Source organism: Pararhodobacter oceanensis (genome assembly GCF_003076755.1).
GTDB lineage: Bacteria > Pseudomonadota > Alphaproteobacteria > Rhodobacterales > Rhodobacteraceae > Pararhodobacter > Pararhodobacter oceanensis.
Genome location: NZ_QDKM01000005.1, coordinates 1 through 25,164, shown reverse-complemented (window position 1 = coordinate 25,164; position 25,164 = coordinate 1). Strand labels below are relative to the sequence as shown.

The following is a 25,164-nucleotide window of genomic DNA, read 5'->3' as shown; positions in this document are numbered from 1 at the left end:
GAGTTGGGGTTGCTAAAAGACAATTACTATGCTTGCAGTTGGTGTTGGGCGCGCTTGTTGATGGATATTTCAGTGAAAATTGGGAAACGGACAGTTCAGCGAGGCCCTAGATCTTCGGTTGGGGTGAAAAAGTTCTTGCTTGGCCTCAATCGGGATTTGGATGCGATCAAGCGTTCTGTCCTGTTTAACTCAAATTATTATTTTATTTCACAGGCATCTCTTCCGCCCCAGGAGGGAAATTTTCTTCCAATCGAAATTTCTGTTCTTTATCTGGAGGATCGGCGTTTCTTTTTACATCGCGGGGCAGAGTTCCGATCCATTGCACGTGGAGTAAAAAGGTACGTTAAAGGGAATGGATTCGGAGGAATTAGTACGATTGATCAGCAGGTTGTGCGAATATCAGTTGCAAGATATGAACGAACCGTTAGTCGGAAAGCGCGAGAAATATTACTTGCAATATTTTTGAACTTCCATCTCACAAAGCGGGACATTTTTTCATACTACTTGAACAACGCCTACTTAGGTCATCGTATGAGTGGCTGCGAAGAAGCGGCAAATTTGATATTTAATATGCGGGCAGATAAGCTAGATCAAGATCAGGCGGCATTCATAGCGAGCCTGTTCCCTTTGCCGTTTCCAAGGTCTGTATGGGAGACCTACTCAAAGATGGGTTTCTACCCGCTAAGCGATCCCTACGAGATTATTTCTTTTGCCGAAGCAATAGCTCCAAGATGGGCAAAAAGAGTTCGCAATAGGATGAATCTTGCGATGTCGGCCTATGACTTTAGCCCTAAGAGTCTTTGAATTAAATAGATGCGTGAAATCATATCCAGCTTGCCAACATCAATGTTATTATAGTGCGATGACTTACCCACTTCCATATTTGAAAGGGCATCATTAAGATCTTGTAAGAACTTAAAAGCAGTGTATCGCGCGATGTTGACGCGAGCTTCGATGCCAAGAAACTCTTCTTTGTGTTTGGTGCTCAAACGTTGAAGTCCATATCGTTGAGCTCTCAAAACAACTCCACTTGCATCTGCAATTTGCTTGTGGACACTTTGCTCAAAGGTGAGCATCCGGTCTCTGCCGTAATAATGGAACAATTTGGATTTGAACGACGAAAACTCCTGCATCCAATCTTTTACAATATCTGTGTACCCTGTAATGTCGCTATCTGTTAAGTCATCTCTGCGAATTAGCGCGGCATAGTGCGTTATCGAGTACAGGCGCAGATCAATAGCTTTACTTAGGGAATCTATTAAATGCATGCATTCATCAAATTCCCGCTGTCTCGTTTCTTCTTGTAGTTTGTGTTGCCATGCGCGCTGTTGGAGATAGTAGCCCACAACAGCGACAGTCAGACCGATGAGTACAGTTTGCGGGAACATCATCGCCACCAGAAATTGAATCAGAATAACAGTATCGAGTTCTTGTCTATTTGCAAGACAACACAAAACGTGGTCGATCTGTACGGGTGGTGATATTCAATTTGGCAGTGAACTTGAAAATCAAACGAACCCCCATCATCCCTAACACTCCCTTAATCCAACAAGCTAACCCCTTGATATTCCTTGTCCCCCGCCCTGTCCCACGCGCGGGACAGGCGGTGGCCAGCCCGAGCCGCGATCCGTCTGGCATCCCTGTTTAATCCGCGATATCCAGAGCCGGTGGCCTGATTGGGGCCAGAGGGGGCGCTATGGATTTTCGAGCACTATTAATGGGCCTCGCCTTCGCCTTCATGTGGTCCTCGGCCTTCACCTCGGCCCGCATGATCGTCGTCGACGCCCCGCCCCTGTTCTCGCTCTCGGCGCGGTTTCTTCTCTCCGGTCTGATCGGCATCGCCATCGCCCGCGCCCTCGGCCAGACGTGGCGGCTGACCCCCGCGCAATGGCGGGCGACGCTGATTTTCGGGGTCTGTCAGAACGGCATCTATCTGGGGCTCAACTTCGTTGCCATGCAGTGGATCGAAGCCTCGGTCGCCGCGATCATCGCCTCGACCCTGCCGCTGATCGTCGCGCTGGCCGGTTTCGCCTTTCTTGGTGACCGGCTCAAACCCCTCGCCGTCGCCGGTCTGGTCGCCGGCTTCGGCGGCGTGATCCTGATCATGGGCGCGCGCCTGTCCGGCGGGCTCGATCCGCTCGGCGTGGGTCTCTGCGTGATCGCCGCCATCGCGCTGGCGATCGCCACGCTCTCCCTGCGCGGCGCCTCCTCGGGCGGCAATGTGATGATGGTGGTGGGGTTGCAAATGCTGGTCGGCGCGGTGGTGCTGATCTTCCCGTCGCTGGCGCTGGAAGAGATCACCGTGACCTGGACCCCGCGGCTGATCCTTGCGTTCCTCTACACCACGCTGGTGCCGGGACTGGCCGCGACATGGGTCTGGTTCCTGCTGGTGCAGCGGATCGGCGCGGTGCGCGGCGCGACCTTCCATTTCCTCAACCCGTTCTTCGGCGTCGCCGTCGCCGCCGCCCTGCTCGGTGAGGGGCTGGGGCCGGTGGATATCCTCGGGGTGGTGATCATCATGGCGGGTATTCTGGCGGTGCAACTGTCGAAAACCCCCGCCGTCACGCCTGCCCGTCGCTAGCGCGCGCCTTTCGGCATCGGCGTGCTGCCGGACTTATAGGCGCTCCAATCGGTGACCTGCGGATAAAACCGCCGCCGCCATTCCCGCACGCGGGGGTTCATCAACCGCCGCCAGACCGGCGGAAAGGCCGCCAGCACCACCATCGTCGGATAGCCCAGCGGCAGCTGCGGCGCCTCTCCCGCGTCATAGGTCTGCAGCAGCGGAAACCGCCGGTCGGGTTTGTAATGGTGGTCGGAATGGCGCTGCAGGTTGATCAGCAACCAGTTCGACGCCCGATGCGCCGCATTCCAGCTATGGCGCGGCAGGACGTGCTCATAACGCCCGTCGCCCAGATGCAGGCGGGTGAGGCCGTAGTGCTCGACGTAATTGGTCAGCTCCAGATGCAGCACCGCGACAAAGGCCTGAAACAGAAACAGCAGCACCCCGATGCCGCCGCCAATCCCCCAAGCCAGCGCGAGAAACAGCACCTGCAGCGTGGCGTAACGCCAGAACGGGTTTGACGCCGACCATTTGGACCTGCCGCCCCGCGCCAGCAGCGCCACCTCGGCGCGCCATGCCGAGCGCGGACAGGCCAGCAACACGCGGGTGAAAAACCGCCAGAACCCCTCATTGTAGCGGGCGGTGACCGGATCGCGCGGTGTGCCGACCCAGAGGTGATGCACCCGCAGATGCTCGGAGCGGAAATGTGAATAGAGCACCGACGCGAGCAGCAGATCGGCGAGCCAGCGCTCGAGCTGCGATTTCTGGTGCATCAACTCATGCGCGTACACGATCCCCACCGCGCCCGAGGCGATCCCGATACTGTAAAACAACGCCAGCACCTCAAAGCCGCGCAGATGGTCGGTATGGGTCACCCAATACAGCGCGCCAAAGATCAGCGCCATCTGCACCGGAAACCAGACCAGCGTGATCAGCCGATACCAGAAGAGCTCGCTCACCGGCGTATCGATCTGCGGGTTGGCCGAATTCAATCCGGTGATGAAATCAAGGATCGTGATCAATCCGAAAGCATAGAGCGGGATCAGCAGCAGCCACCAACCGCCCCATGCCGCGCCCGCCGCGATCAACGGGGCGAAGCCCAGCGATAGCCAGAAGGGCAGGGCGGATATCAGACGCGTGCTGTGCATTCGGAAGCCTTTGCTGCCGGCAGTCTAACGCGGGAAATGCGCCGCGAATAGGGGATCTGACGCTGCGTGTTCCCAGATTTTGCGCATCACTGTGGGCAGGGCGCTGGGGCTGAATTCAGGGTGGAACGCGCCTGTTTTGGGCTGCGCGTCCACGGCAACACGGGAAATGGCGACGGTCAGTTCCAAATGGAAATGGGTGAAGGTGTGGCGCACGAGGCCGGTGAGGTCCTGCCACTCGGCGGCGAGCGGTGGGGCAGGGGGTAGAGGCTCGGTCCAGTCCGCGCGCCATTCGGTGCCCGGCCAACCCAAGGTGCCGCCCAAGAGGCCACGCGGTGGGCGGGTTTCCAAAAGCAGCGCGCCATCTTCGCGCAGCGCCACATAGGCGATGCCGCGTCGCACCGGTTTGGCGGCTTTCGGGGTTTTGGCGGGTAGGCTGGCGGCGATGCCTTGGGCATAGGCCTGACAAAACCCCGAGAGCGGGCAGGCGTCGCATTTCGGGTTGCGCGGAGTGCAGATAGTGGCGCCGAGGTCCATCATCGCCTGCGCGTAATCGCCGGGGCGCTGCGCGGGCGTGAGGATCTCGGCCAGCGCTGTCAGCTTCGGTTTGGATTTCGGCAGCGGCTCGGTGACCGCAAACAGCCGCGACACCACCCGTTCGACATTGCCATCGACCACGGTCTCTTGCCGCTCCCAGACGATCGAGGCAATCGCCGCCGAGGTATAGGGGCCGATACCGGGCAGGGCGCGCAGGGCTTTGGCGTCATCTGGAAAGCCGCCCAACTCGGTGACTTGTCGCGCGCAGGCCAGCAGATTGCGGGCGCGGGCGTAATAGCCGAGCCCCGCCCATTCCGCCATCACCTCGGCATCCTCGGCAGCGGCGAGGGCCTGCACATCGGGCCAGCGTGTAGTGAAACGGTGGAAATAATCCTTAACCGCAGCCACCGTGGTCTGTTGCAACATCACCTCGGAGAGCCAGATGCGGTAGGGATCGGGGCGCACGCCGGCGGCGCGGTCGGCGGGGCTGACGCGCCACGGCAGCACCCGCGCGGCGCTGTCATACCAGCGCAGCAGCGCCAAGGCGGGTTCGCTCCTCGCAATTTCGTCACGCATTCTTGACGCCCTTTGATCCGGCTTTATCGTGGCCCCTCTGGCCATGGTCGTGTAACTCACTAGACTAGTGCCAAGACACAGGAAAGCACGGTGCCGCATGGCTTCTATGGCGAAAAAACCCCGAGGATCGGGGGCGAAGACAGGCAGCGCGCGGCCTAAGCGCCGGATGCGCGGGTTCGAGGCCGCATCGGGGCTGCTACGCGATCCGATTCGCAAGGCAGGGGAAACCCGCGGCTTTGCGGTGACCAAACTGCTGACCCATTGGCCCGAGGTCGCGGGTCCGCAACTGGCGCCGTTGTGCCGTCCGGTCAAGATTGGCTACGCGCAGGGCGGCATGGGGGCGACGCTGACCTTGCTGGCCTCGGGCGCGGCGGCGCCTTTGGTGCAGATGCAGTTGGAAAAGCTGCGCGAGAAGGTCAATGCGATCTATGGCTATGCCGCGATCTCGCGGATCAGGGTGACGCAGACCGCGGCCGAGGGCTTTGCCGAACCGCAGACGCCTTTCGAGGCGGCGAATATCCGCACGCCCTCGCCGCAGGCCTTGGAGCGGGCGCGCGGGGTGGTGTCGGGGATGACCCAAGGGGTGGCGGACACAGATTTGAAATCGGCTTTGGACCGGCTGGCCACCAATGTTTTGTTGAAAAAGAATACGCGCGATCCAGTTGGATCGGGTGGTGAATGAAAGGATTACTCATGCAAAGACGCACGCTTTTGCTCTCGGGGGCTGCGGCCCTGACCGCGGTCGGTGGCTACAACCTCTATGCCTCGCTGAGCGGTGGCGCCCCGCTTCCGGGCAGCACGCTGATTGAACCCGGCGCGGCGCAGGCGCAGACCTCGGACGGCGCCGAGATCGACATTTCGCAGGTGCTGGAGATGGAGGCGGGCAACCCCGAGGCCGAAGTCACCATCATGGAGTTTTCCTCCTTCACCTGCCCGCATTGCGCGCGGTTCAACCAGACCGTCTATAATGATCTGAAAGAGGCCTATATCGACACGGGTCTGGTGCGCTATATCAAGCGCGAGGTGTATTTCGACGCTTACGGGCTCTGGGCCGCCTTGGTCGCGCGTTGCGGTGGGCAGATGCGGTATTTCGGTGTCGCCGAGATGATCTATGCCGAGCAAAGCGACTGGGCACGTGGCGAGAGCGGTGCCGACGTCGCCGACAGCCTGCGCCGCATCGGGCGCCGCGCCGGGATGAGCGACGAGGAGCTCAACGCCTGTCTGACCGACCGCGATCAGGCGACCGCGATGATGCAGGTCTACCAGAACAATATGGAAGAATACGGCATCACCGGCACCCCCTCGTTCGTGATCAACGGCGAGACCTATTCCAACATGAGTTTCGCCGAATTTCAGGAGATCCTCGACCCGCTGCTGCCTGCATCGGAATGAGTAACACGCCGTTGAAAGGTCTGCGCGTCGTCGAGTTGGCGCGCATTCTTGCTGGACCCTGGACCGGCCAGACGCTGGCCGATCTGGGGGCCGAGGTGATTAAGGTCGAGGCGCCCGAGGGCGACGATACCCGCCGCTGGGGGCCGCCGTTCATTGACCGCGAGGGCGGTAAGGTGGCGGCGTATTTCCATGCGGCCAACCGTGGCAAACGCTCGGTGGTGGCGGATTTCCGCACGCCCGAGGGGCAGCAGAAAGTGCGCGATCTGCTGAAAGACGCGGATATCCTGATCGAGAATTTCAAGGTTGGCGGGCTGGCCAAATACGGGCTGGATTACGCCAGCTTGAGCGCCGAGTTTCCGGCGCTGATCTATTGCTCGATCACCGGTTTCGGGCAGGACGGACCCTATAAGCACCGCGCGGGCTATGATTACATCATTCAGGGCATGTCCGGGCTGATGTCGATCACCGGGCCGAGTGAGGGCGAGCCGCACCGTGTTGGCGTGGCGGTGACCGATCTGTTCACCGGCGTCTATGCCTCGACCGCTGTTCTGGCGGCGGTGCATGCGCGTCACCAGTCGGGCAAGGGCGCGCATCTGGACCTGAGCCTGATGGATTGCGCGGTTTCGGTGATGGCCAATCAGGCGATGAATTACCTCGCCACCGGCACGCCGCCGGGGCGCACCGGCAATGTGCATCCCAATCTGGTGCCCTATCAGGTGTTTGAATGCAGCGACGGGCATATCATCATCGCCACCGGCAATGACGGGCAATACCAGCGGCTCTGTGGGTTGCTGGGGCGTGAGGATCTGATGCGCCATCCCGATTATCTGGATAACGCCAGCCGCGTGGCCAACCGCGTGGCGCTGATGGAAGAGTTGGGCGCGGTGACGGTGGGCTGGTCAAAGGCCGATCTGCTGGCGGCTTGCGAGGCCAAGGGCGTGCCTGCGGGGCCGATCAACACCATGGATGAGGTGTTCGCCGATCCGCAGGTTCAGGCGCGCGGTATGGAGCTGGATCTGGGCGCGCATAAGGGCGTGCGCTCGCCCTTTGTCATTGACGGGCAGCGCTGTGCGTCGGACCTGCCGGCGCCGGAACTGGGCGAGGCGGATAACTAGGGGGCGCTGCCCCCTCACTCGCTTTGCGAGTTCACCCCCGGGATATTTATGGACAGATGACGGGGCAAATGCGCGGTGGACGCTTAGGACCACGGGCCGGAGCGATCCGGCCTGCGGCTGCTGCGGCTTGGGGCAGATTGAACGCCCATCTCAGCGGCCATTTTCTCGAGCGTTTTGACGCGGTTTTCGGTCGCCGGATGGGTCGAAAACAGCTTGTCGCGTTTGAACGCGTGCAGCGGGTTGATGATGAACATATGCGCCGAGGCGGGGTTGCGCTCGGCGCTGGCGTTATCGATCTGGCTGGCGAAACCCTGAATGCGCTGCAAGGCGGAGGCGAGCCACAAGGGGTTGCCGCAGATTTCGGCGCCGATCCGGTCAGCCTCGTATTCGCGCGACCGCGAGATCGCCATCTGCACCAGCGCGGCGGCCAAAGGCGCGAGGATCATCATCGCGATCATCGCAATCGGGTTCTGCCGGTTGCGCCCGCCGCCAAAGAGCATGGCGAAATTGGCCAGCATCGAGATCGCACCGGCAAAGGTTGCGGTGACGGTCATCGTTAATGTGTCGTAATTGCGGATATGCGCCAACTCATGGGCCATCACCGCAGCGACCTCTTCCGACGAGAGGCGATCGAGAAGACCGGTGGTGGCGGCGACGGCGGCATTATCGGGGTTGCGGCCGGTGGCAAAGGCGTTGGGCTGGTCATTCTGGATGATATAGACTTTGGGCGTCGGCATATCGGCGTTGCGCGCCAGATCCATCACCATCTTTTGCAATTCGGGCGCGGTATGGGCGTCAACTTCGCGCGCGTTGTGCATGCGCAAGACCATCGTGTCCGAGTTCCACCATGCGAAGGCGTTCATCCCCGCCGCCACTGCCAGTGCAATCAGCGCGCCGGTGGCACCGCCCAAGATATAGCCCATGCCGAGAAACAACCCGGTCATCGCGGCCATCAGTATTCCGGTTTTGACGTAGCCCATCCAGCCCTCCGTGATTGGGTAATTATATGGGCAAGCGCGGGGTGTGCTGCAAGTGGGTTCAGACCAGCCCTTCGGCTTTGAACAGCGCCAGAATATCGCGGTGCGGGCGGGCGCCGAGATGGGTGATCACCTCGGCGGCGGCGATACAGCCCATGCGGCCACAGGTCTCGAGCGGCAGGTCTTTGACCAGCCCGTAAAGGAAACCGGCGGCGAATTGATCGCCAGCGCCGGTGGCATCGACCGGCACCACCTTATGGACCGGTGCCTCGACGCGGGCACCGTTCTGGATCAGCACCACATCCTCGCCCGAGCGGGTGCAGACCACGATCTCGCAATCGGCGGCGGCGCGTTCGAGCGCCTCGTCTAGCGTGTTGACCTGATAGAGCGAGACCCATTCCTGTTGGTTGCCGATCACGTAATCCATTTCTTCGGCGACCAACTGGAGGAAATCCGAGCGGTGGCGGTCGACGCAGAAGGGGTCCGAGAGCGCAATGCCGACGCGGCCACCGGCGGTGCGGCAGGCGCGGGCGGCTTTGAGGAAGGCGTCTTTGCCCTTGGGTTTGTCGAACAGATAGCCCTCGAGAAACAGCACCTCGGTATCCGCCATCACCGCGGCGTCGACATCATCGGGGCCGACCTCGGCGGAGATGCCGAGATAGGTGTTCATCGAACGCTCGCCATCCGGGGTGACGAAAATCATCGAGCGCGAAGTCGGCAGTTCCCCACCCGCAACCGGCGGATTGACGAAGGCGGTGCCGGCGCGTTCGGTGTCGCTGGCGAAAAAGCGCCCGAGGTCATCGTCGCGCACACGGCCCACAAGTGCGGTTTTCAACCCCAGCGCTCCGGCACCGGCAATGGTGTTGCAGACCGAGCCGCCCGAGGCCTCTTGCCGGTCATCCATCGCGGCATAAAGCGTCTCGGCACGCTCACGCTCGATGAGCTGCATGATACCTTTGTGGATCTCCATCCGCTCGAGAAACGGGTCGTCCACGGTCGAAATCACATCGACAATCGCATTGCCGATACCGGCGACTTGATAGGTTTTACGGGTCACAGGGTTTTGTCCTCGTATGGGCAGAGATCACGGATCACGCATGCGCCGCAAAGGGGTTTGCGGGCTTTACAGACGTAGCGGCCGTGCAGGATCATCCACAGATGCGCGTGTTTTTGGAAGTCGACGGGGATATGGTCTTCGATTGCGCGCTCGACGGCGACGACGTTCTTGCCGGGGCAGATGCCGGTGCGGTTGCCGATACGCTCGATATGGGTGTCGACCGCCTGCGCGGGGTAATCCCACCACATATTGAGCACCACATTCGCGGTTTTGCGCCCGACACCGGGCAGAAGTTCGAGCGCGGCGCGGGAGTTGGGCACTTCGCCGCCGAAATCATCGACTAGCATCTGCGCCATCTTGATCACATTCTTGGCCTTGTTGCGGTAAAGGCCGATGGTCTTGATATGCTCGATCACACCCTCTTCGCCGAGTGCCAGCATTTTCTCGGGCGTATCGGCGATTTTGAACAGCTCGGCGGTGGCGCGGTTGACGCCGATATCGGTGGATTGCGCCGAGAGCGCCACGGCAACCAGCAGGGTATAGACGTTGGTGTGATCCAATTCGCCCTCGGGCGCGGGGTTTTGCGCCTGAAACCGTTCAAAGATCGTGCGGATGGTGTGATAATCGAGTTGCGCAGCCATGGGGTCTACTTGCACCAAGCGAGGGGCCAAGGGCAAGGCTCAGCGCTCGGGTTTGCGGCGCAAAAGCCGTCCGATGATGAAGGAGGTGCGCGGCGCATAGACGTAGCGCGTGCGATCCTCGGGTGCGGCGCGGGCGCGGATGCGCAGCAGGCCGAACAGGATCAGCATCAGATGCGCCAATGCGATAAAGCCGAACATCGCGCCGGGGCCGAAGCCGGTGATCAGCGCCGAGGCGATCACCGGACTGGCAATCGCGCCGAGCGCATAGAGGAACATATGCGCGGCAGAGAGTTCGACACGCTCGTCCTGCGCGGCGAAGTCATGGGCGTGGGCGGTGGAGATCGAGTAGATCGGAAAGGTGGTGGCGCCAAAGAAACCGGCGGCGAGAAACAGCAGTGTCACGCCGCCTTGCGTGGCCATCGCCATGACCGCGCAGCCGAGCATCGCTGCCGCCGAGAGGGCGATCAGCACATAGCGGCGGTCGTATTTATCGGCCAGATAGCCGACCGGAAGCTGCGCCAGCGCGCCGCCCAAAACATAGGCCGATAAGAAGAGCGCGATCCGGTCCGCCGAAAGCCCGACCGCGAGGCCATACAGCGGGCCGACCATCCGGAAGGCGGCGCCGGTGATGCCCGAGACCACCACCCCCGTGGCGCCGAGCGGCGAGCGTTGCCACGCCAGTTTGGGGCGCAGGCGCGGGGCCGTGCCGGTGGCGGGGGCGGCGGATTTGGTCAGCAGCACCGGGAACAGCGCGGCGCATGCGATCAAGGCGAGGAGGTTGTAGCTCAGGTAGACTGCGGGTTCGAGAAAGGCGATCAGCAACTGTGCGCCGAAACTGCCCGAGACATCGACCACGCGGTAGACGCCCATCGCGCGGCCCCGCGTCTTATTGGTGACACGTGACTGCACCCAGGCCTCGATGATCGTGTAGCAACCAGCGATGGCCATGCCCGAGATCACCCGCATCAGGGTCCAGGCCCAGGGATCGACCAGCATCATATGCGCGAGGATCGAGATTGTGCCGGCGGCGGTAAAGGCGGCAAAGGCGCGCGAATGGCCGACATCGCCCATCAGCCGCGGGGCCCACCAGCAGCCGATAAAGAACCCCAGAAAATGCGCCGAACCCAACAGGCCGATCTGCGCGCCGGTAAAGCCCAGAAGAGCGCCGGAAAGCGCATCAAGCGGCACCACGCCGCCGAACGCGAGTTGCAGCATCAACACCGATGAAAACAGGGCCGCGAAGGAAATCAACACACGCATGGCAGGCACCAGACTGCAGGATGTGGCCACCATGGCGGCAAGTTGTGGTCTGGTCCAGAGGGGATGCGCGCATTGGTTGCGCGGCGGCGGCGCTGTGGCAGATTTGCGCAGGAAACGGGTCGCTGCAGCAGGCGGGGCTGTGGTATCCCTGAAGGATGGGAAGAGGGGGCGTTGCCCCCGCCGCGCGGCGCGCGACTCCCCCAGGATATTTATGGACAGATGACGGGGGCAGGGAGATGGATCAGAGGGTGAGCGGAATGGCTGAGGGTTCGGAGGCGGAGCGCGGTTATCATTACGGGGTGATTGCGCGGGCGATCGAGGAGCTGGATGCGGCGGGCGGGGCGCGGCTGTCGCTGGAGGATCTGGCAGCCCGGCTGGGAATGTCTGCGGCGCATTTTCAGCGGGTGTTCACCCGTTGGGTCGGGGTCTCGCCGAAACGCTATCAGCAGTATCTGGCGCTCAACCACGCGCGGGGGTTGCTGGCCGAGCGGTTCACCGTCTTGGATGCGGCGCAAGAGGCCGGGCTCTCGGGCGGCGGGCGGCTGCATGATCTGTTTCTGCGCTGGGAGGCGATGACGCCGGGGGAGTATGCCAAGGGCGCGGCGGGGTTGGTGATCTACTGGGGCTGGTTCGACAGCCCCTTTGGTCCGGCGATTGTCATGGGCACCGGCCGTGGGCTCTGTGGCATGGGGTTTGCTGCGGATATGGGGGCCGAGGTCGCCTTTGAGGATCTGCGCAAGCGCTGGCCGAAGGCGACATATGTCGAGGCACCCGACCGGTTGCGCGACTGGGTGGCAGCGGCCTTTGGCGCGGCCTCCAGTGGTGAACCGGCGCCGCTCTATCTGATTGGCGCGCCGTTCCAGCTTAAGGTTTGGGAGGCGCTGCTGCAGGTGCCGAGCGGCCATGTCACCACCTATTCCGAGATCGCCCGCGCGATTGGCCGCCCGACCGCGATGCGCGCGGTGGGCACGGCGGTGGGGCGCAATCCGGTGTCCTGGCTGATCCCTTGCCACCGGGCGCTGGCGAAATCGGGGCAGTTGGGCGGCTATCATTGGGGGCTGCCGGTGAAACGCGCGATGCTGGCCTATGAGGCGGCGCGGGCGGATGTCGCCTGAGGACTGACAAAGCCGGGTGCCTCTTGCAGGTTTCCGCCGATCAAAGGATCGTGAGGCGCGCAGCGGTCACTTGACCCTGTCTATGCCCAGGTCAATTGAATAGGCTGTGCTTTGAAATCTATTCTCGAGGAGATGAATTTAATGTTTGCACCCAAGGCTTTTGCCGCTCTGGCCGCTGTCGCATTGATTGCTGGCTGCACCGATCCGAACACCGGCGAATACAGCCGCGAGCGCACCGGCATGTTGAGCGGCGCGGCCATCGGCGGTCTGCTGGGTGCCGCAACCGGCAGCGGTGGACGCGCGCCCGAAGTGGCGATTGGCGCGGGTCTTGGCGCGATTGCCGGTGGTGCGATCGGTGGCCATCTGGACCGGCAGGCGGCGGAATTACGCGCTGCGGTGGGCTCGGATGTGGGCGTGGTCAACACCGGTTCGGAAATCGTGGTGACGATGCCGCAGGATATCCTCTTTGCCACCGATAGCGCGACGCTGCGCGGCGATCTGCGCGCCGATCTGGTGGCGATTGCGGGCAACCTGCAGCGCTATCCCGACTCGGTGGTCTTGGTCACCGGCCATACCGACAGCACCGGCAGCGCCGGCTACAACCAGAGCCTTTCCGAGCGGCGTGCCGATTCGGTGGCGGGTGTGCTGATTTCCTCGGGCGTGCCCTCGCGCCGTGTGGTCGCGCGCGGGGCCGGACAGACGCAGCCGGTGGCGCCGAATACCACGGCAACGGGTCGGGCGCAGAACCGCCGGGTGGAGATCACCATTCGCCCGAACGGCTGAGGTCGGATCACAGAGCGATACACCGTGCTGTAAGCCTGCGCGGTGGTGCGAAATATCGGGGGTCGGGCGCTGCGTCCGGCCCCTTTTTTCAGCGCAAATCACCTTGCCGATGGGGGCGTTTGGTCATATCTTTTGACCAATCGAGGAGAGTTATGCCGTTTCAGCCCGTTCACCAAGAAAAGCTTGCCAAAGGCGTTGTGCGTCAGATCGAGCTGTTGATCCTGCGCGGGTTGTTGCGCCCCGGCGAACGGCTGCCCTCGGAGCGGGATCTGGCCGAGCGGATGGGCGTCTCAAGGCCGTCATTGCGTGAAGCGATTGCCGATCTGGAAGCGCGCGAACTTCTGGTCTCGCGGGCGGGGTCCGGCGTTTATGTCGCCGATATGCTGCAATCGACCTTTCCGAAGGCGCTGATCGAGCTCTTTGCCACCCATGACGAGGCGGTGTTCGACTATGTGTCCTTCCGGCGCGATCTTGAGGGGATGGCGGCGGAGCGGGCGGCACGGTTTGGTTCGGAGACCGATCTGAAGGTCATCGAAGCGGTGTTTTCCAAGATGGAAGAGGCGCATTTCCGCCAGCATGCGGCGGATGAAGCCGCGCTCGATGCCGAGTTCCATCTGGCGATTATCGAGGCCAGCCATAACATTGTCATGCTGCATACGATGCGGGTGATGTTCGATCTGCTCAAGGCCGGTGTGTTCTATAACCGCCAACAATTGTTCCGCCAATGCACCACCCGCGACACGCTTTTGGAGCAGCACCGCGCGATCCATCTGGCGATTCAGGCGCGCGATCCGAAAGCCGCGCGCGAGGCCGCCGAGGCGCATATGACCTATGTCGAGACGGTGCTCGATGATCTGCGCAAGGCAGACAAACACGAGGGGATCGCGCAGCTGCGGTATAAATACGCGGTCGAGCGGGGTTAGTGCGAGACTGGTGCTTGGCGTGGCGTTTCAAACAAGCGGTTGAAACGATTCAGATGATAGCGCCAACAGGCATGCGGGACTCGCATAGCGGCATTGCGCCGCAGCGCTATTGTGCAACTGCAGCATAAGCCTATGTAGAGACGGAAGGGTAAACCACCCTGACTTAACTGCAAGGAGCAAAACATGTCTGCTACAGATATTCTTCACAACCACCACCACAACACCGGCATTATGGCCTCGCTGCGCCAGTTCGGCGAGCGGATGCGCGTCAAAGCGCAGCAAAACCAAGCCTACCGTCAGGTCTTTGACGAACTCTCGATGCTGTCGGATCGTGATCTGGCCGATATCGGTCTGTCGCGCTCGGATATCACCGATGTGGCGAAACAAGCCGCTGCCGAATACGCCTAAGCGAGACTGCAGCGCGCCACTTCGGCGCGATGTGACGAGACGACTGATGTGACGACGCTGGCAACCGTCCTTGACGGTTCAGCCAGCCTCCGTCACCGGCGCCGAGACGAGAGTGCAGCGCGACCTATCCCCAAAAATCCAACGTGACCGCAATCCCTTCAGGCAATCGCACGCCAGAAGCGGATATGCAGGGCAATCGCGGCGGCGGTGAGGCCGGTCACCAGACCGAACCAGACGCCGACCCCCTCGAGCCCGAGCAAAAAGCCCAGCCCGTAGCCGATGGGCAGGCCGATCAGCCAATAGGACACCGCCGCGATCAGCATCGGCTGGCGGGTGTCATGGATGCCGCGCAGAAAGCCCATCGCCATCGCCTGCGCTGAATCGGCCAGCTGGAACAGCGCCGCGACCCACAGAAGCGAGATACCTAGCGGGATGATAAAGCTGCGCTCGGGGTCATCGGGGCTAAGGAACAGCCCGACCATAGTCTCGGCAAAGATCACATAGACCGCCACGGTGAACAGCGCCACGCCCAGCGACAACACCAGTGAGGCGCGGGCGGCGGCGCGCAGCGCCTCGGTATCGCCGCGGCCTTTGGCGCGTCCAACCAGCACCGTGCCCGCATTCGACAGGCCCAGATGGACCATGAAGAACATCGCGGTGATCTCGAGAGCGATGGAATGCGCGGCGAGCGTTTCCTTGCCCAGCCAGCCCATCATCACCGAAGAGGCGGCAAACAGACCGGTCTCGGCCAGCAGCGCCAGCCCGATCGGGTAGCCCATCACATGCACCATGCGCAGCGCCTGCCAGTCAGGCCGCCAGAAGCGGATCAGCAGGTGATAGCGGCGCAGCGCCGGCAGCCAAGCGGCATAGGCGAGCAGGATCACCAGTGTGAACACCTGCACCGTCACCGAGGCAATCGCGGCGCCGCGCGCACCCATCTCGGGAAAGCCGAAATTGCCGAAAATCAGCAGGTAATTGATGCCGATATTGACAAACACCGCGCCGACCGTGGTCCAGAGCACCACCTGCGTGCGCTCGAGTGCGGCGAGGTAGCTTTTGAGCACCATCACCACGAGCGCCGGACCAATGCCAAAGCCGACCATCGACATATAGGCGCCGCCCAATCGCGCGACATCGGGGTCTTGGCCCATCGCGCCAAGGATCGGCGAGGCGAAGAGGAACACCGGCAGCACAATCAGCGCATAAAGCAGCGACAGCCACATTCCCATACGGGTGGCGCGGCGGACCTCGGCGTCATTGTCACCGGCGGCATTGGTGGCGACCAGCGGCATCACCGCATGGGCATAGCCCGAGCCGAGGGTGAAAAACACGAAAAACACCGTCGCGCCCAAGGCTCCGGCGGCGAGATCGGTGACCGAATACCAGCCCAGCATCACCGTATCGACCACATGCAGCGCGAATTGCGCGACATGGCTGCCGACCAGCGGCAGGCCGAGCACGAGAACGGCGCGTGCATTGCGAAGAAAACCGGTGTGCGCGGGGGCTGTGGTCATGGATCTGTCCGGATGTTGACGGGCGCTTCTCCGCGCCCTGCCTCAACCTATGCCCGATTGCGGCGTCTTGGCAAAGCCCCATGCGTTTGAATCTGCGCGTTTAAGTCAAGCGCGGAGGGCTGCGCCCGACCCCGGGGTGGGCGCTGGGGTGTTTGGAACGGGGTGTTGCGCATCAAAGCATTGATGTGGGTTGCGCTGTGAAGGGCATCACCAATGCGCCCTCCCGGGGGGAGGGTCGGGCGCGGCCCGTGGTTTCCACGGGCCAGACGGTATCAGCTGACCTGCGCGAAAACCTCGTTGAGGATCGCGGTTAAGGCCTCGGCGTCCTCTTGGGTGAACGCATCCGGCTGGTCGCTGTCGATATCAAACACCGCGATCACCTCTCCGGCGCCGTTGAACACCGGCAGCACCAGTTCCGAGCGGGTGCTCGACGCGCAGGCGATATGGCCCTCGAATGCCTCGACATCGGGCACCAGTTGCACCTGACCGGAGCGCGCCGCCGTGCCGCAGACGCCGCGTGAAAACGGGATCACCAGACAGCCGTGGCCACCCTGATAGGGGCCGATTTTCAACAATTCCGGCGCGGTGACGCGGTAGAAACCGGTCCAGTCAAAGCGGTCGTCCGAATGATGCACCTCGCAGGCCACGGTGGCCATCAGGGCGACGGCGTCATCCTCGCCTTCGGTCAGGGCGTGGATGGTTTGGGCGAGGGTGGGGTAGTCGACGGCCATATGGCTTCCTGTGTATCGCGTGGGGGTTAGCGTCAGCTTTCGTCTTGCAGCAAAACCGTCAGACCGGCGTCCAGCCCCTCGGCCAAGGGGCCGAGTTGCTCGAGCATCTCGCTTTGAAACTGCATCGCCACCGGCAGCAACCGTGCGACCAGCGCCTTGCCCTCCTCGGTCAGGCGCAATGACAGCAACCGGCGGTCGCTGTCATTGACCGCTTTGGTGATGAAACCGGCGGTTTCCAGCCGTGTGGCGGCGCGGCTGACCTTGGATTTCTCCATATCGATCCGCGCCTCGATATCGCGCACCGAGACATCGCCGGATTGATAGAGATGCGCCAGCACCCGCCATTCGGGGATCGAAATGCCGAATTCACTGCGATAACGCTCGGAGAATTTGCGGCTGATACGACTGGCAGCAGCGGCCAGCCGATAGGGCAGGAAGCTGTTGAGATCAAAACTGAAAGGGTCAGGCATGGCTGTCTCCACAAGGTAAGGAACCCGATCATAAAGCCTCGGGGAATTCAATCATCCAGCGCGGTGTCTGGTGGTTGCCTCCGACGGGTGCGGGGGCTGTGGGCTTGACATTGTTGCAGTTGCAATAAATACCGGTAACACAGATGAATGTTTTCCAAGCAAGGAGCAAGCCATGAGTGACCCGGCCCTGCCCGAGGGAATGACCCGCGCCCCCAGCCTCGGCGGCGTCCATGAGGGCTATATGCCCGGTTTCGGGAATGACTTCGAGACCGAGGTGCTGCCCGGCGCGCTGCCGCAGGGGATGAACAGCCCGCAGAAATGCGAATACGGGCTCTATGGCGAGCAACTCTCGGGCACCGCCTTCACCGATGTACGGCCTGAGCGGACCTGGTGCTACCGCATCCGCCCCTCGGTGAAACACTCGCACCGCTACACCAAGATCGACCTGCCGCATTGGAAATCCGCGCCACATGTCGATCCCGATGTGGTCTCGTTGGGTCAGTATCGCTGGGATCCGGTGCCGCATACCGGCGAGGCGCTGACCTGGCTGACCGGCATGCGCACGATGACCACGGCGGGAGATGTGAACACGCAGGTGGGGATGGCGAGCCATGTCTATCTGGTCACCGAGTCGATGGTCGACAGCTATTTCTACAGCGCTGACAGCGAGCTGCTGGTGGTGCCGCAAGAGGGGCGCCTGCGGTTTTGCACCGAGCTGGGGATCATTGATCTGGAGCCTAAGGAGATCGCGATCCTCCCGCGCGGGCTGGTTTACCGTGTCGAGGTGATTGAGGGGCCGTGCCGCGGTTTTGTCTGCGAGAACTACGGCCAGAAATTCGAACTGCCGGGCCGTGGGCCGATTGGCGCGAACTGCATGGCGAACCCGCGTGACTTTAGGGCACCGGTGGCCGCCTATGAGGATCGCGAAGTGCCCTCGACCCTGACGATCAAATGGTGCGGGCAGTTCCATGAGACCAAAATCGGCCAGTCGCCGCTGGATGTGGTGGCCTGGCACGGCAATTACGCGCCCTATAAATACGATCTGTGCACCTATTGTCCGGTCGGCGCGGTGCTGTTTGACCATCCCGACCCGTCGATTTTCACCGTGCTCACCGCGCCATCGGGCCAGCCGGGCACCGCGAATATCGACTTTGTGCTGTTCCGCGAGCGCTGGATGGTGGCCGAGAACACCTTCCGTCCGCCGTGGTATCACAAGAACATCATGTCCGAGATGATGGGCAATATTTACGGCCAATATGACGCGAAGCCGCAGGGTTTTGTGCCGGGCGGTATGAGTCTCCACAATATGATGTTGCCGCATGGGCCGGACCGCAACGCCTTTGAGGGCGCGTCGAACGCCAATCTGGGGCCCGACAAGCTGGACAACACTATGTCCTTCATGTTCGAAACCCGGTTCCCGCAGCATCTGACCGGCTTTGCCGCCAATGAGGCGCCGCTGCAGGATGATTACATCGACTGCTGGACCGACCTCGAGAAGAAATTCGACGGCACGCCCGGTAAGAAGTAATCTCAGGCGACAGCATTTCACCGGGCGCGTGGTTGCATGCGCCCGCGCCATCCATCACGGTGCGTGCATAGCACACACCCTACGCAGGACATCCTATGACGCTCATTCGTTCCTGGGTCGACACCGCAAATGACCCCGACTGCCCCTTCCCCCTGAACAACCTGCCCTACGGGGTGTTTTCCACCGCCGGTTCGGCGCCGCGCTGCGGCGTGGCGATTGGCGATTTCGTGCTCGATGTGGCGGCGCTGGAGAAATCCGGGCTGCTGCCGCTAACCGGTGCGCCGCATTTGGATCGCGGCGCGTGGAATCCGGTGATGTCGGCTGGCTCGGCGGTCTGGGCGCATCTGCGCAAGCTGCTGTTCGGCCATCTTGCCGCCGACAGCGGCACCCGCGACCAGATCGAGCCGCATCTCTATGCGCTGGGCGCTGTGACGCTGCATATGCCGTTCAACGTCAGCGAATACACCGATTTCTATGCCGGTAAGAACCATGCGGTGAATGTCGGCACGATGTTCCGCGGTGCCGAGAATGCGCTGCCGCCGAACTGGCTGCATATCCCGATTGGTTATAATGGCCGCGCCTCGTCGGTGGTGGTTTCGGGCAGCGATGTGCGCCGTCCTTGGGGCCAGTTGAAAGGCCCGAATGACGATGCGCCGCGTTGGGCACCCTGTGCGCGTTTTGATCTCGAGCTGGAGATGGGCGCGATCGTCGGCACCCCCTCAGAAGGGCCGATCTCGGTGGCGGAGGCGGATGAGAATATCTTCGGCTATGTGCTGCTGAACGACTGGTCGGCGCGTGATATTCAGGCCTGGGAATACCAGCCGCTGGGGCCGTTCCAGGCCAAGGCCACCGCGACCACGATCAGCCCGTGGATTGTCACCAAAGAGGCGCTGGAGCCGTTCCGCACCAGCACGCCCGCGCGCGAGAAGGAACTTCTGCCGCATCTGAGAGAGCCGGGGCCGATGCTCTATGACATTGATCTGACGGTGGAACTGGCGCCGCAGGGCGCTGCGCCCAGCGTGATTGCGCGGACCAATTACAGCCAGATGTATTACTCGGCGGCGCAACAACTGGCGCATCACACCACCTCGGGCTGCCCGATGCGTGCGGGTGATTTGCTGGGATCGGGGACGATCTCGGGGCCGACGCCGGAAAGCCGCGGCAGTCTGCTGGAACTGAGCTGGGGCGGCAAAGAGCCGTTGACGCTGGACGGCGGCGCGACCCGCAGCTTCCTTGAGGACGGCGATACGCTGACCCTGAAGGGCGCGTGTAAAGGCGCGGGCTATACGATCGGCTTTGGCGATTGCACCGGCACCGTCCTGCCCGCGCTTTCCGATCCTTATGCGCGCTGATCACGGCTGATTGGGCCACTTGCCCCGTCATCTGTCCAAAAATATCCTGCGGGGTGAGCCCGCAGGGCGAGGGGGCGCATAGCCCCCTTTTTTGCTTTCCGAGGGCCAACGCCGTCACCCGCCAGACGTCACCTGTCGTAGAAATCTTCCTCGGCATCGCTGACATCGATATCCAGCGCCTCAAGCCCGGCTTCGAGGTTTTCGGAGAGATGCGGCATGCCCATCAGGTAATCGGCGGTCGGTGTGGTCGCCTCGGAAAAGGCGGTGGCGAGGGCATCGGCGTAATCCTCGGGCTCGAAGGCGCCGCGTCCGATCCATGCCAGCACCACCAGATGCGCCTTTTCATCCTCGTTGAGCGCATCAATAAACGCCCGCACCTCGCCCGCGCGGCTGGTCTCGCGGGACTGGATGATGATGTGAACGACTTTCTTGGTGCTGATTTCGGGCGTCATGATGAGCCTCCTTATCCCGATCAGCATTGCGCGATGCGGGGATTCGCGCAAGGGCCAAGGGGGTGAGACGCCGCCTTTGGGCGCGTGCCCGCTCAAAACCGCAGCGGGGTCAGGCGTCGGCCTTCTCGTGCAGCGGTGGCGAGACCGGCGATACGGGCACCGGCGCGGGTGGCCTATAGCCCGCGCCCTTCCACCAGAGTTTCAACGCCTGCCAATGGATCAGCGCCAGCACCCTGCGCGAGCCCAGCGGGCGGCGGAGCATGGCGCCCAGTAAGCCCAAAGTGCTGGCCGGTTTGCGCGGGCCGGTCAGTGTGGCGATCAGCCCGCCTGCGCGGTGTCCGTAGTCGATGCGAATGGCGATGGCCTCGGCGCTGATGTCAAAGCGAAAGCGGTAATTGCCCTCGGTCGGCTGGAACGGCGAGACGTGGAAGATCTTGCGCGCGGTAAGCTCGTCATCGGAGCGGATCGGGGCAAAATCATCATGGTGGCACAGGTAGGAATGGCGCGCGCCGAAGGTGTTGTTGACCTCGGCAATCACGCAGATCAAGGCGTCCTGCGGGTCCAAGCAGAGCCAGAAACTGACCGGATTGAACACATGCCCCAAGACCCGAGGCTGGGTGAGTAAATGGATGCGGGCGGGCGTAGGTGCTTCGGCCTGTGCCAGCACATCGCGCACCCATGAGGCGCCGCGTCCGGCCCCGCGTGCGCCACCGTGATCGCGGTCTTGCACCGACAGCAGGTTGCGCCGGTTGCGCGACAGGATCGCGGGGGCGGGCTGCGCGACCTCGGGCTCGAGCAGCAGGTAATCGACGCTATAGGTAAAGCGGTTCTCCAGCGCCCCGCGCCGGGCGTGAAAGGTCTTTCCGGCGATATGTTCCACGGGATGGCTCATGCCGCGACCCGCTGCGCCTGCGCGCCCATGGCTTCGACCACATCGACAGCGCTGGCAAACCCGTCTTCATGAAAGCCGTTGCGCATCCATGCGCCGGCAAACCATGTGTTCCGCGCGCCGTTCATCGCTTGCAGGGTTTTCTGCGCCTGCAGAGCTGCCAGATCATAGACCGGATGGCGGAAGGTGGCGCTGTCATAGATCAGCTCGTCGCGGATGGGATGCTGCGCGTTCAGGGTGACGATCAACAGGTCGTCCTGCGGGATCGGTTGCAGGGAGTTCATCCAGTAGCTGAGGCTGATCCGCTCGCGGTCGGCGGCGCTATTCTCGGTGTAGGTCCAGCTTGCCCAGCATTTGCGACGGCGGGGCATGACCGCGGCATCAGCGTGCAGGATGGCGTGGTTGTCCTGATATTGCACCGCGCCAAGCGCCGCGCGTTCCGAGGCGCTGGCGTCCGAGAGCATGGCCAGCGTGTCGTCGGAATGGGTGGCAAAGATCACCTCGTCGAAATGCTCCCATGTGCCGCCCTGACAGCGCAAGTCCACGCCCTGAGCCAGCCGCCGCACGCCGGTGACTGGTGCCGAGGTGCGGATCTCGACGCCGCGCACTTGCAGATCGCGGGTCAGGCGGCGGACATATTCGACTGAGCCGCCATTGACCGTGTGCCATTGATGCTGGCCACTGGCCTCCAGTAGCGCGTGGTTGCGGAAGAATTGCACCATGGCGCGGGCGGGAAACTCCATAATCTGGGCCTTCGGCGTTGACCAGATCGCTCCCGAGAACGGGGTAATATAGCGCTCGCGAAACCAGCGACCCATCCCAAGCCGGTCCATCAAATCGCGGATGGTCATATCGGGATCATTTGCAGCACCCTCGGCCTGCGCGTTGAACCGCAGGATGTCGCGGACCATGCGCAGGAACCGCGGATCGGCGATATTGCGACGGGTGGCGAAAAGACTGTCGAGCGTCTCGAGATTATACTCGCAAGCGCCGTTATCAAAGGAGGCGCCAAAGCTCATTTTCGCCGGTGCAATGGGCACGTCGAGCGCCTCGAACATCGCGGTGAGATTGGGGTAATTGACCTTGTTGAACACGATGAAACCGGTGTCGACCGGCTGGTCTCCGCGTTTACCGGCCAGCACCGTGCGCGCATGGCCACCCAGACGCGGCGCGGCCTCGATCAGGGTGACGCGGCTGCCCGGCGCCAGCAGCCAAGCGGCGGCCATGCCTGAGATACCGCCACCGACGATGGCAACGCTGGGGCGGGGATGCGGGACGGATTCAAAAGGCATAGGTCAAACTCCACTTGGGTTGCAGGGTTTACGCAGCAGATCCGCAAGTGGATGACAGAAAGTTTTCTCGAGATTATTCGCCGCGCCGATGATCCAGTGCCGCGTGACCCGCGTAACAGGCTTATGTTGCAGATCGAGAGCGAAACCTTGACTATACCTGCCAGACCCGCGCCCCTCGGGCATGGGAACCGGCGACATAAGGAGCGCGCGCGATTGGTTCAGGGTGAGGAAAACCGGCTCTTGGTGCAGCAGATGCTGGCGGTTGCGCAATCGCAGGATGAGGCCGCTTTTGCCGCGCTATTCAGTCATTTTGCCCCGCGTCTGAAGGGGTTCTTGATGAAATCCGGCGCCGCCCCCGCGCAGGCCGAGGATTGCGTGCAGGATGTGATGGCGACGGTCTGGCGCAAGGCGGCGATGTTCGATCCCGCGCGGGCCAATGTCTCGACCTGGATTTTCACTATTGCGCGCAACCGGCGGATTGATCTGTTGCGCCGCGACCGGCGGCCCGAGCCCGAAGATCTGCCATGGGGGCCCGAGCCCGAGCCCGACCAGATCGACGCTCTGGCCCTTCAGCAGGACAGTGAACACCTTGGCGCGGCGCTGAAAGCCCTGCCTGATGACCAAAGAGAGTTGATCGAAAAGGCCTATTTCGGCGATCTGAGCCACGGCGAGATTGCTCGTGTAACCGGCCTGCCATTGGGCACGATCAAATCCCGCATTCGACTGGCGATCCGCAAGCTGCGCCAGTCCATGAGTTGAGGAACCGAGCGATGATCCGACATCATCTGACCGATGCTTTGCTGATCGCCTATGCCGCGGGCGATCTGGCCGAGGCCTATAGTCTGGCGGTCGCCACCCATATCTCGCTCTGCGACGAGTGCCGCGCGCGTCTGGCGGCCTATGAGGCGCTGGGCGGTGCGGTGCTGGAGGGTTGCGACAGGGCGCCGGTCTCTGACGGCAGTCTTGCCGCGACGATGGCGCGTATTCGTAACGGCGCACCTGCCGAGCGTGCGGTGCCGGTCTCGCGCGGGGTCTTCCCGACGCCCTTGCAAGCCTATATCGGCGGCGACGCCGAGGCGGTGCGCTGGCGCTCGATTGGCGGCGGCGTGAAACAGGCGATATTGGGCACCTCCAAAGCGGCCTCGGCGCGGTTGTTGCGCATTCCCGGCGGCACCGCAGTGCCCGATCACAGCCACGGCGGGCTGGAGCTGACCTTGGTGTTGCAAGGCGCGTTCAGCGATGAGGGCGGGCGGTTTGCGCGCGGTGATATCGAGATTGCCGATCAAAGCGTTGAGCATACGCCCACCGCCGAGGCGGGGCCGGATTGCATCTGTCTGGCGGTCACCGATGCGCCCCTGCGGTTCAACAGTTTGATCCCGCGCTTGCTGCAACCCTTCGTGAAAATCTGACGCGGAGCCGCGCCGACATATCAAGTTTTACGGACTTACCTCCGCCGTCCTAACCCTTTCTTAAGTGCCTTTGCGTCAACTTTTCCGGCAAGGAGTGCGGGATATGCGCAGGCTGGCAATCATCGGGGTGATCTGGGTTCTGACGGGCGTTGGCAGCGTGGCGCGGGCGGATATTTTGCCGATCTGCGGGCAGGTCAATATGCTGTTGACTGCTCATAGCGATGGCGCGCCCGCGGGGGCGGTGGAAGACCCCGCTGCGGCGATCCGCACGTTGGGGGATCTGGCCGCGGGTCTGCAACGCAATCTGGTGATCCATGCCACCGACGACCTGACGCGGATCGCCGATCTTTTCACCGAGAGGGCGCAGCTCTTGCGCGCCGAGGGTGCCGGTGCGGCGGCGGTGCATGATGACCTGTCCTTGCTGCACGATGACCTCTGGCGCATGGATGACCACTTCGGCTGCGAGGTTATCCTGCCCGAGTCGGAAGCCGGCGTCGCTGAACTGGGCAAGACCGAACACGGAATTTTCGAGCGCCTCGCCTCGCGGTTCAACACCGAGAGTTTCTCGATCCTCCCCTATATCGGCATCGCCCTAGCCCTGCTGATGCTGGCGCTTTTGGCGCTCTGGCGGAGGCGGTTCCAGCGCAGCGAGACACGGCATATGTGCAATGTGCCGCTACATATCGTTTATGACGAATTATGCACAATCACCCGTATCATCGACATCAGCCGCAGCGGCATCCGCGTGGAGGCAGCGACCAATAAAACCGTCAGCGATGACTGGATCGAGTTTCATTTCTGCGGGATGATGGTGCGCGGGCAGGTGGTCTGGCGGAACCAGTATTTCGCCGGTGCCAGATTCGAACAGCCGCTCAGTGACGAGCAACTCGCCAAGGTTCTCAGCATGAACCAGCAGTGTCCCAACAGTTGGTGTAACTCCCGCCGGTAGTGCGGGCTGAGCGGAGCCTTCGCATAGCGAAGCGAGGCCCGCGCGGGTCGCTTGGCGGCCATGGTTGTTCTTCGGCTAAGGTTTGGTTT

27 protein-coding genes are annotated in these 25,164 nt (G+C 62.3%); 14 read left to right on the top strand and 13 right to left on the bottom strand.

Annotated features, from left to right (window positions below; all coding sequences use genetic code 11):
- The first annotated feature begins 9 nt into the window (after positions 1-9).
- Positions 10-804, top strand: a complete 795-nt coding sequence (locus DDE20_RS11990; RefSeq protein WP_116558751.1) for a biosynthetic peptidoglycan transglycosylase — start codon at positions 10-12, stop codon at positions 802-804.
- Here DDE20_RS11990 and DDE20_RS11985 read toward each other — a convergent pair.
- On the bottom strand, positions 777-1,388 hold the full coding sequence (locus DDE20_RS11985) for a hypothetical protein (protein ID WP_133240346.1): 612 nt from the start codon (positions 1,386-1,388) through the stop codon (positions 777-779). The two genes, DDE20_RS11990 and DDE20_RS11985, sit on opposite strands and share 28 nt — an antisense overlap.
- Before the next feature lie 308 nt (positions 1,389-1,696).
- On the opposite strand from DDE20_RS11985, the gene DDE20_RS11980 reads away from it, so the two are divergent.
- Positions 1,697-2,581 carry a DMT family transporter gene (locus DDE20_RS11980; RefSeq protein ID WP_116558749.1) on the top strand — a complete coding sequence of 295 codons (885 nt, stop codon included), beginning with the start codon at positions 1,697-1,699 and terminating at the stop codon, positions 2,579-2,581.
- On the opposite strand, the gene DDE20_RS11975 is transcribed toward DDE20_RS11980, so the two are convergent.
- Together DDE20_RS11975 and mutY are read right to left on the bottom strand one after the other, a co-directional pair.
- Entirely contained in the window at positions 2,578-3,708 is a 1,131-nt protein-coding gene (locus DDE20_RS11975) for an alkane 1-monooxygenase (RefSeq protein WP_116558748.1), read from the bottom strand. The two genes, DDE20_RS11980 and DDE20_RS11975, sit on opposite strands and share 4 nt — an antisense overlap.
- Before the next feature lie 24 nt (positions 3,709-3,732).
- Positions 3,733-4,818, bottom strand: a complete 1,086-nt coding sequence (mutY, locus tag DDE20_RS11970) for an A/G-specific adenine glycosylase (protein WP_116558747.1) — start codon at positions 4,816-4,818, stop codon at positions 3,733-3,735.
- 106 nt (positions 4,819-4,924) lie between these two features.
- Here mutY and DDE20_RS11965 point away from each other — a divergent pair, with 106 nt between their 5' ends.
- Genes DDE20_RS11965 through DDE20_RS11955 form a run of 3 tightly spaced genes read left to right on the top strand, consistent with a single transcriptional unit; the run spans position 4,925 to position 7,325 of the window.
- A complete protein-coding gene (locus DDE20_RS11965) occupies positions 4,925-5,500 on the top strand; it encodes a DUF721 domain-containing protein (RefSeq protein WP_240608029.1) in 576 nt (191 codons plus the stop codon).
- 11 nt (positions 5,501-5,511) lie between these two features.
- Positions 5,512-6,210: a DsbA family protein gene (locus DDE20_RS11960; protein ID WP_116558745.1), complete on the top strand. Its 699-nt coding sequence runs from the start codon at positions 5,512-5,514 to the stop codon at positions 6,208-6,210.
- Complete coding sequence (locus tag DDE20_RS11955; RefSeq protein ID WP_116558744.1) at positions 6,207-7,325, top strand: CaiB/BaiF CoA transferase family protein; 1,119 nt, start codon at positions 6,207-6,209, stop codon at positions 7,323-7,325. The genes DDE20_RS11960 and DDE20_RS11955 overlap by 4 nt, the downstream gene beginning before the upstream one ends.
- An 83-nt stretch (positions 7,326-7,408) precedes the next feature.
- Here DDE20_RS11955 and htpX read toward each other — a convergent pair whose 3' ends face one another.
- The 4 genes from htpX to DDE20_RS11935 are packed head-to-tail and all read right to left on the bottom strand — an operon-like array spanning position 7,409 to position 11,260.
- Positions 7,409-8,305 carry a zinc metalloprotease HtpX gene (htpX, locus tag DDE20_RS11950; RefSeq protein WP_116558743.1) on the bottom strand — a complete coding sequence of 299 codons (897 nt, stop codon included), beginning with the start codon at positions 8,303-8,305 and terminating at the stop codon, positions 7,409-7,411.
- A gap of 58 nt (positions 8,306-8,363) precedes the next feature.
- Positions 8,364-9,359 carry an adenosine kinase gene (locus tag DDE20_RS11945; RefSeq protein WP_240608028.1) on the bottom strand — a complete coding sequence of 332 codons (996 nt, stop codon included), beginning with the start codon at positions 9,357-9,359 and terminating at the stop codon, positions 8,364-8,366.
- A complete protein-coding gene (nth, locus tag DDE20_RS11940) occupies positions 9,356-10,000 on the bottom strand; it encodes an endonuclease III (protein WP_116558742.1) in 645 nt (214 codons plus the stop codon). The genes DDE20_RS11945 and nth overlap by 4 nt, the downstream gene beginning before the upstream one ends.
- A 39-nt stretch (positions 10,001-10,039) precedes the next feature.
- On the bottom strand, positions 10,040-11,260 hold the full coding sequence (locus DDE20_RS11935; RefSeq protein ID WP_116558974.1) for an MFS transporter: 1,221 nt from the start codon (positions 11,258-11,260) through the stop codon (positions 10,040-10,042).
- A gap of 257 nt (positions 11,261-11,517) precedes the next feature.
- Here DDE20_RS11935 and DDE20_RS11930 point away from each other — a divergent pair, with 257 nt between their 5' ends.
- From DDE20_RS11930 to DDE20_RS11915, 4 genes are all read left to right on the top strand, one after another.
- A complete protein-coding gene (locus DDE20_RS11930) occupies positions 11,518-12,375 on the top strand; it encodes a methylated-DNA--[protein]-cysteine S-methyltransferase (protein WP_116558741.1) in 858 nt (285 codons plus the stop codon).
- A 132-nt stretch (positions 12,376-12,507) separates the two neighbouring features.
- Positions 12,508-13,158 carry a YiaD family glycine zipper/OmpA-like lipoprotein gene (locus DDE20_RS11925; protein WP_116558740.1) on the top strand — a complete coding sequence of 217 codons (651 nt, stop codon included), beginning with the start codon at positions 12,508-12,510 and terminating at the stop codon, positions 13,156-13,158.
- A gap of 152 nt (positions 13,159-13,310) precedes the next feature.
- Positions 13,311-14,081, top strand: a complete 771-nt coding sequence (locus DDE20_RS11920; protein WP_116558739.1) for an FCD domain-containing protein — start codon at positions 13,311-13,313, stop codon at positions 14,079-14,081.
- A 183-nt stretch (positions 14,082-14,264) separates the two neighbouring features.
- Entirely contained in the window at positions 14,265-14,489 is a 225-nt protein-coding gene (locus tag DDE20_RS11915) for a DUF1127 domain-containing protein (RefSeq protein WP_240608024.1), read from the top strand.
- A 158-nt stretch (positions 14,490-14,647) separates the two neighbouring features.
- Here DDE20_RS11915 and DDE20_RS11910 read toward each other — a convergent pair whose 3' ends face one another.
- From DDE20_RS11910 to DDE20_RS11900, 3 genes are all read right to left on the bottom strand, one after another.
- Positions 14,648-16,003: an MATE family efflux transporter gene (locus DDE20_RS11910; RefSeq protein WP_116558738.1), complete on the bottom strand. Its 1,356-nt coding sequence runs from the start codon at positions 16,001-16,003 to the stop codon at positions 14,648-14,650.
- Between the two features lie 272 nt (positions 16,004-16,275).
- Positions 16,276-16,734: a GAF domain-containing protein gene (locus DDE20_RS11905; protein ID WP_116558737.1), complete on the bottom strand. Its 459-nt coding sequence runs from the start codon at positions 16,732-16,734 to the stop codon at positions 16,276-16,278.
- Positions 16,735-16,766: 32 nt separating this feature from the next.
- Positions 16,767-17,204, bottom strand: a complete 438-nt coding sequence (locus DDE20_RS11900; RefSeq protein WP_116558736.1) for a MarR family winged helix-turn-helix transcriptional regulator — start codon at positions 17,202-17,204, stop codon at positions 16,767-16,769.
- A 172-nt stretch (positions 17,205-17,376) separates the two neighbouring features.
- Between DDE20_RS11900 and hmgA the strand changes: the two genes are divergently transcribed.
- Positions 17,377-18,732, top strand: coding sequence for a homogentisate 1,2-dioxygenase (gene hmgA, locus DDE20_RS11895; protein WP_116558735.1), 1,356 nt, complete (start codon positions 17,377-17,379; stop codon positions 18,730-18,732).
- A gap of 95 nt (positions 18,733-18,827) precedes the next feature.
- Complete coding sequence (fahA, locus tag DDE20_RS11890) at positions 18,828-20,084, top strand: fumarylacetoacetase (RefSeq protein ID WP_116558734.1); 1,257 nt, start codon at positions 18,828-18,830, stop codon at positions 20,082-20,084.
- Positions 20,085-20,212: 128 nt separating this feature from the next.
- Here fahA and DDE20_RS11885 read toward each other — a convergent pair whose 3' ends face one another.
- The 3 genes from DDE20_RS11885 to DDE20_RS11875 all read right to left on the bottom strand — a co-directional run bounded on the left by DDE20_RS11885 (position 20,213) and on the right by DDE20_RS11875 (position 22,717).
- Positions 20,213-20,536, bottom strand: a complete 324-nt coding sequence (locus DDE20_RS11885) for a DUF3775 domain-containing protein (protein ID WP_116558733.1) — start codon at positions 20,534-20,536, stop codon at positions 20,213-20,215.
- Positions 20,537-20,645: 109 nt separating this feature from the next.
- Entirely contained in the window at positions 20,646-21,428 is a 783-nt protein-coding gene (locus DDE20_RS11880) for a DUF1365 domain-containing protein (protein ID WP_116558732.1), read from the bottom strand.
- Positions 21,425-22,717, bottom strand: coding sequence for an NAD(P)/FAD-dependent oxidoreductase (locus DDE20_RS11875; RefSeq protein ID WP_116558731.1), 1,293 nt, complete (start codon positions 22,715-22,717; stop codon positions 21,425-21,427). Before DDE20_RS11875 ends, DDE20_RS11880 begins: the two co-directional genes overlap by 4 nt.
- 252 nt (positions 22,718-22,969) lie before the next feature.
- Between DDE20_RS11875 and DDE20_RS11870 the strand changes: the two genes are divergently transcribed.
- The 3 genes from DDE20_RS11870 (at position 22,970) to DDE20_RS11860 (ending at position 25,075) form a co-directional block, all read left to right on the top strand.
- A complete protein-coding gene (locus tag DDE20_RS11870; protein WP_205961667.1) occupies positions 22,970-23,476 on the top strand; it encodes a sigma-70 family RNA polymerase sigma factor in 507 nt (168 codons plus the stop codon).
- Positions 23,477-23,487: 11 nt separating this feature from the next.
- A complete protein-coding gene (locus DDE20_RS11865) occupies positions 23,488-24,126 on the top strand; it encodes a ChrR family anti-sigma-E factor (protein ID WP_116558730.1) in 639 nt (212 codons plus the stop codon).
- A 103-nt stretch (positions 24,127-24,229) separates the two neighbouring features.
- Positions 24,230-25,075 carry a PilZ domain-containing protein gene (locus DDE20_RS11860; RefSeq protein WP_116558729.1) on the top strand — a complete coding sequence of 282 codons (846 nt, stop codon included), beginning with the start codon at positions 24,230-24,232 and terminating at the stop codon, positions 25,073-25,075.
- The last annotated feature ends 89 nt before the right edge of the window (positions 25,076-25,164 follow it).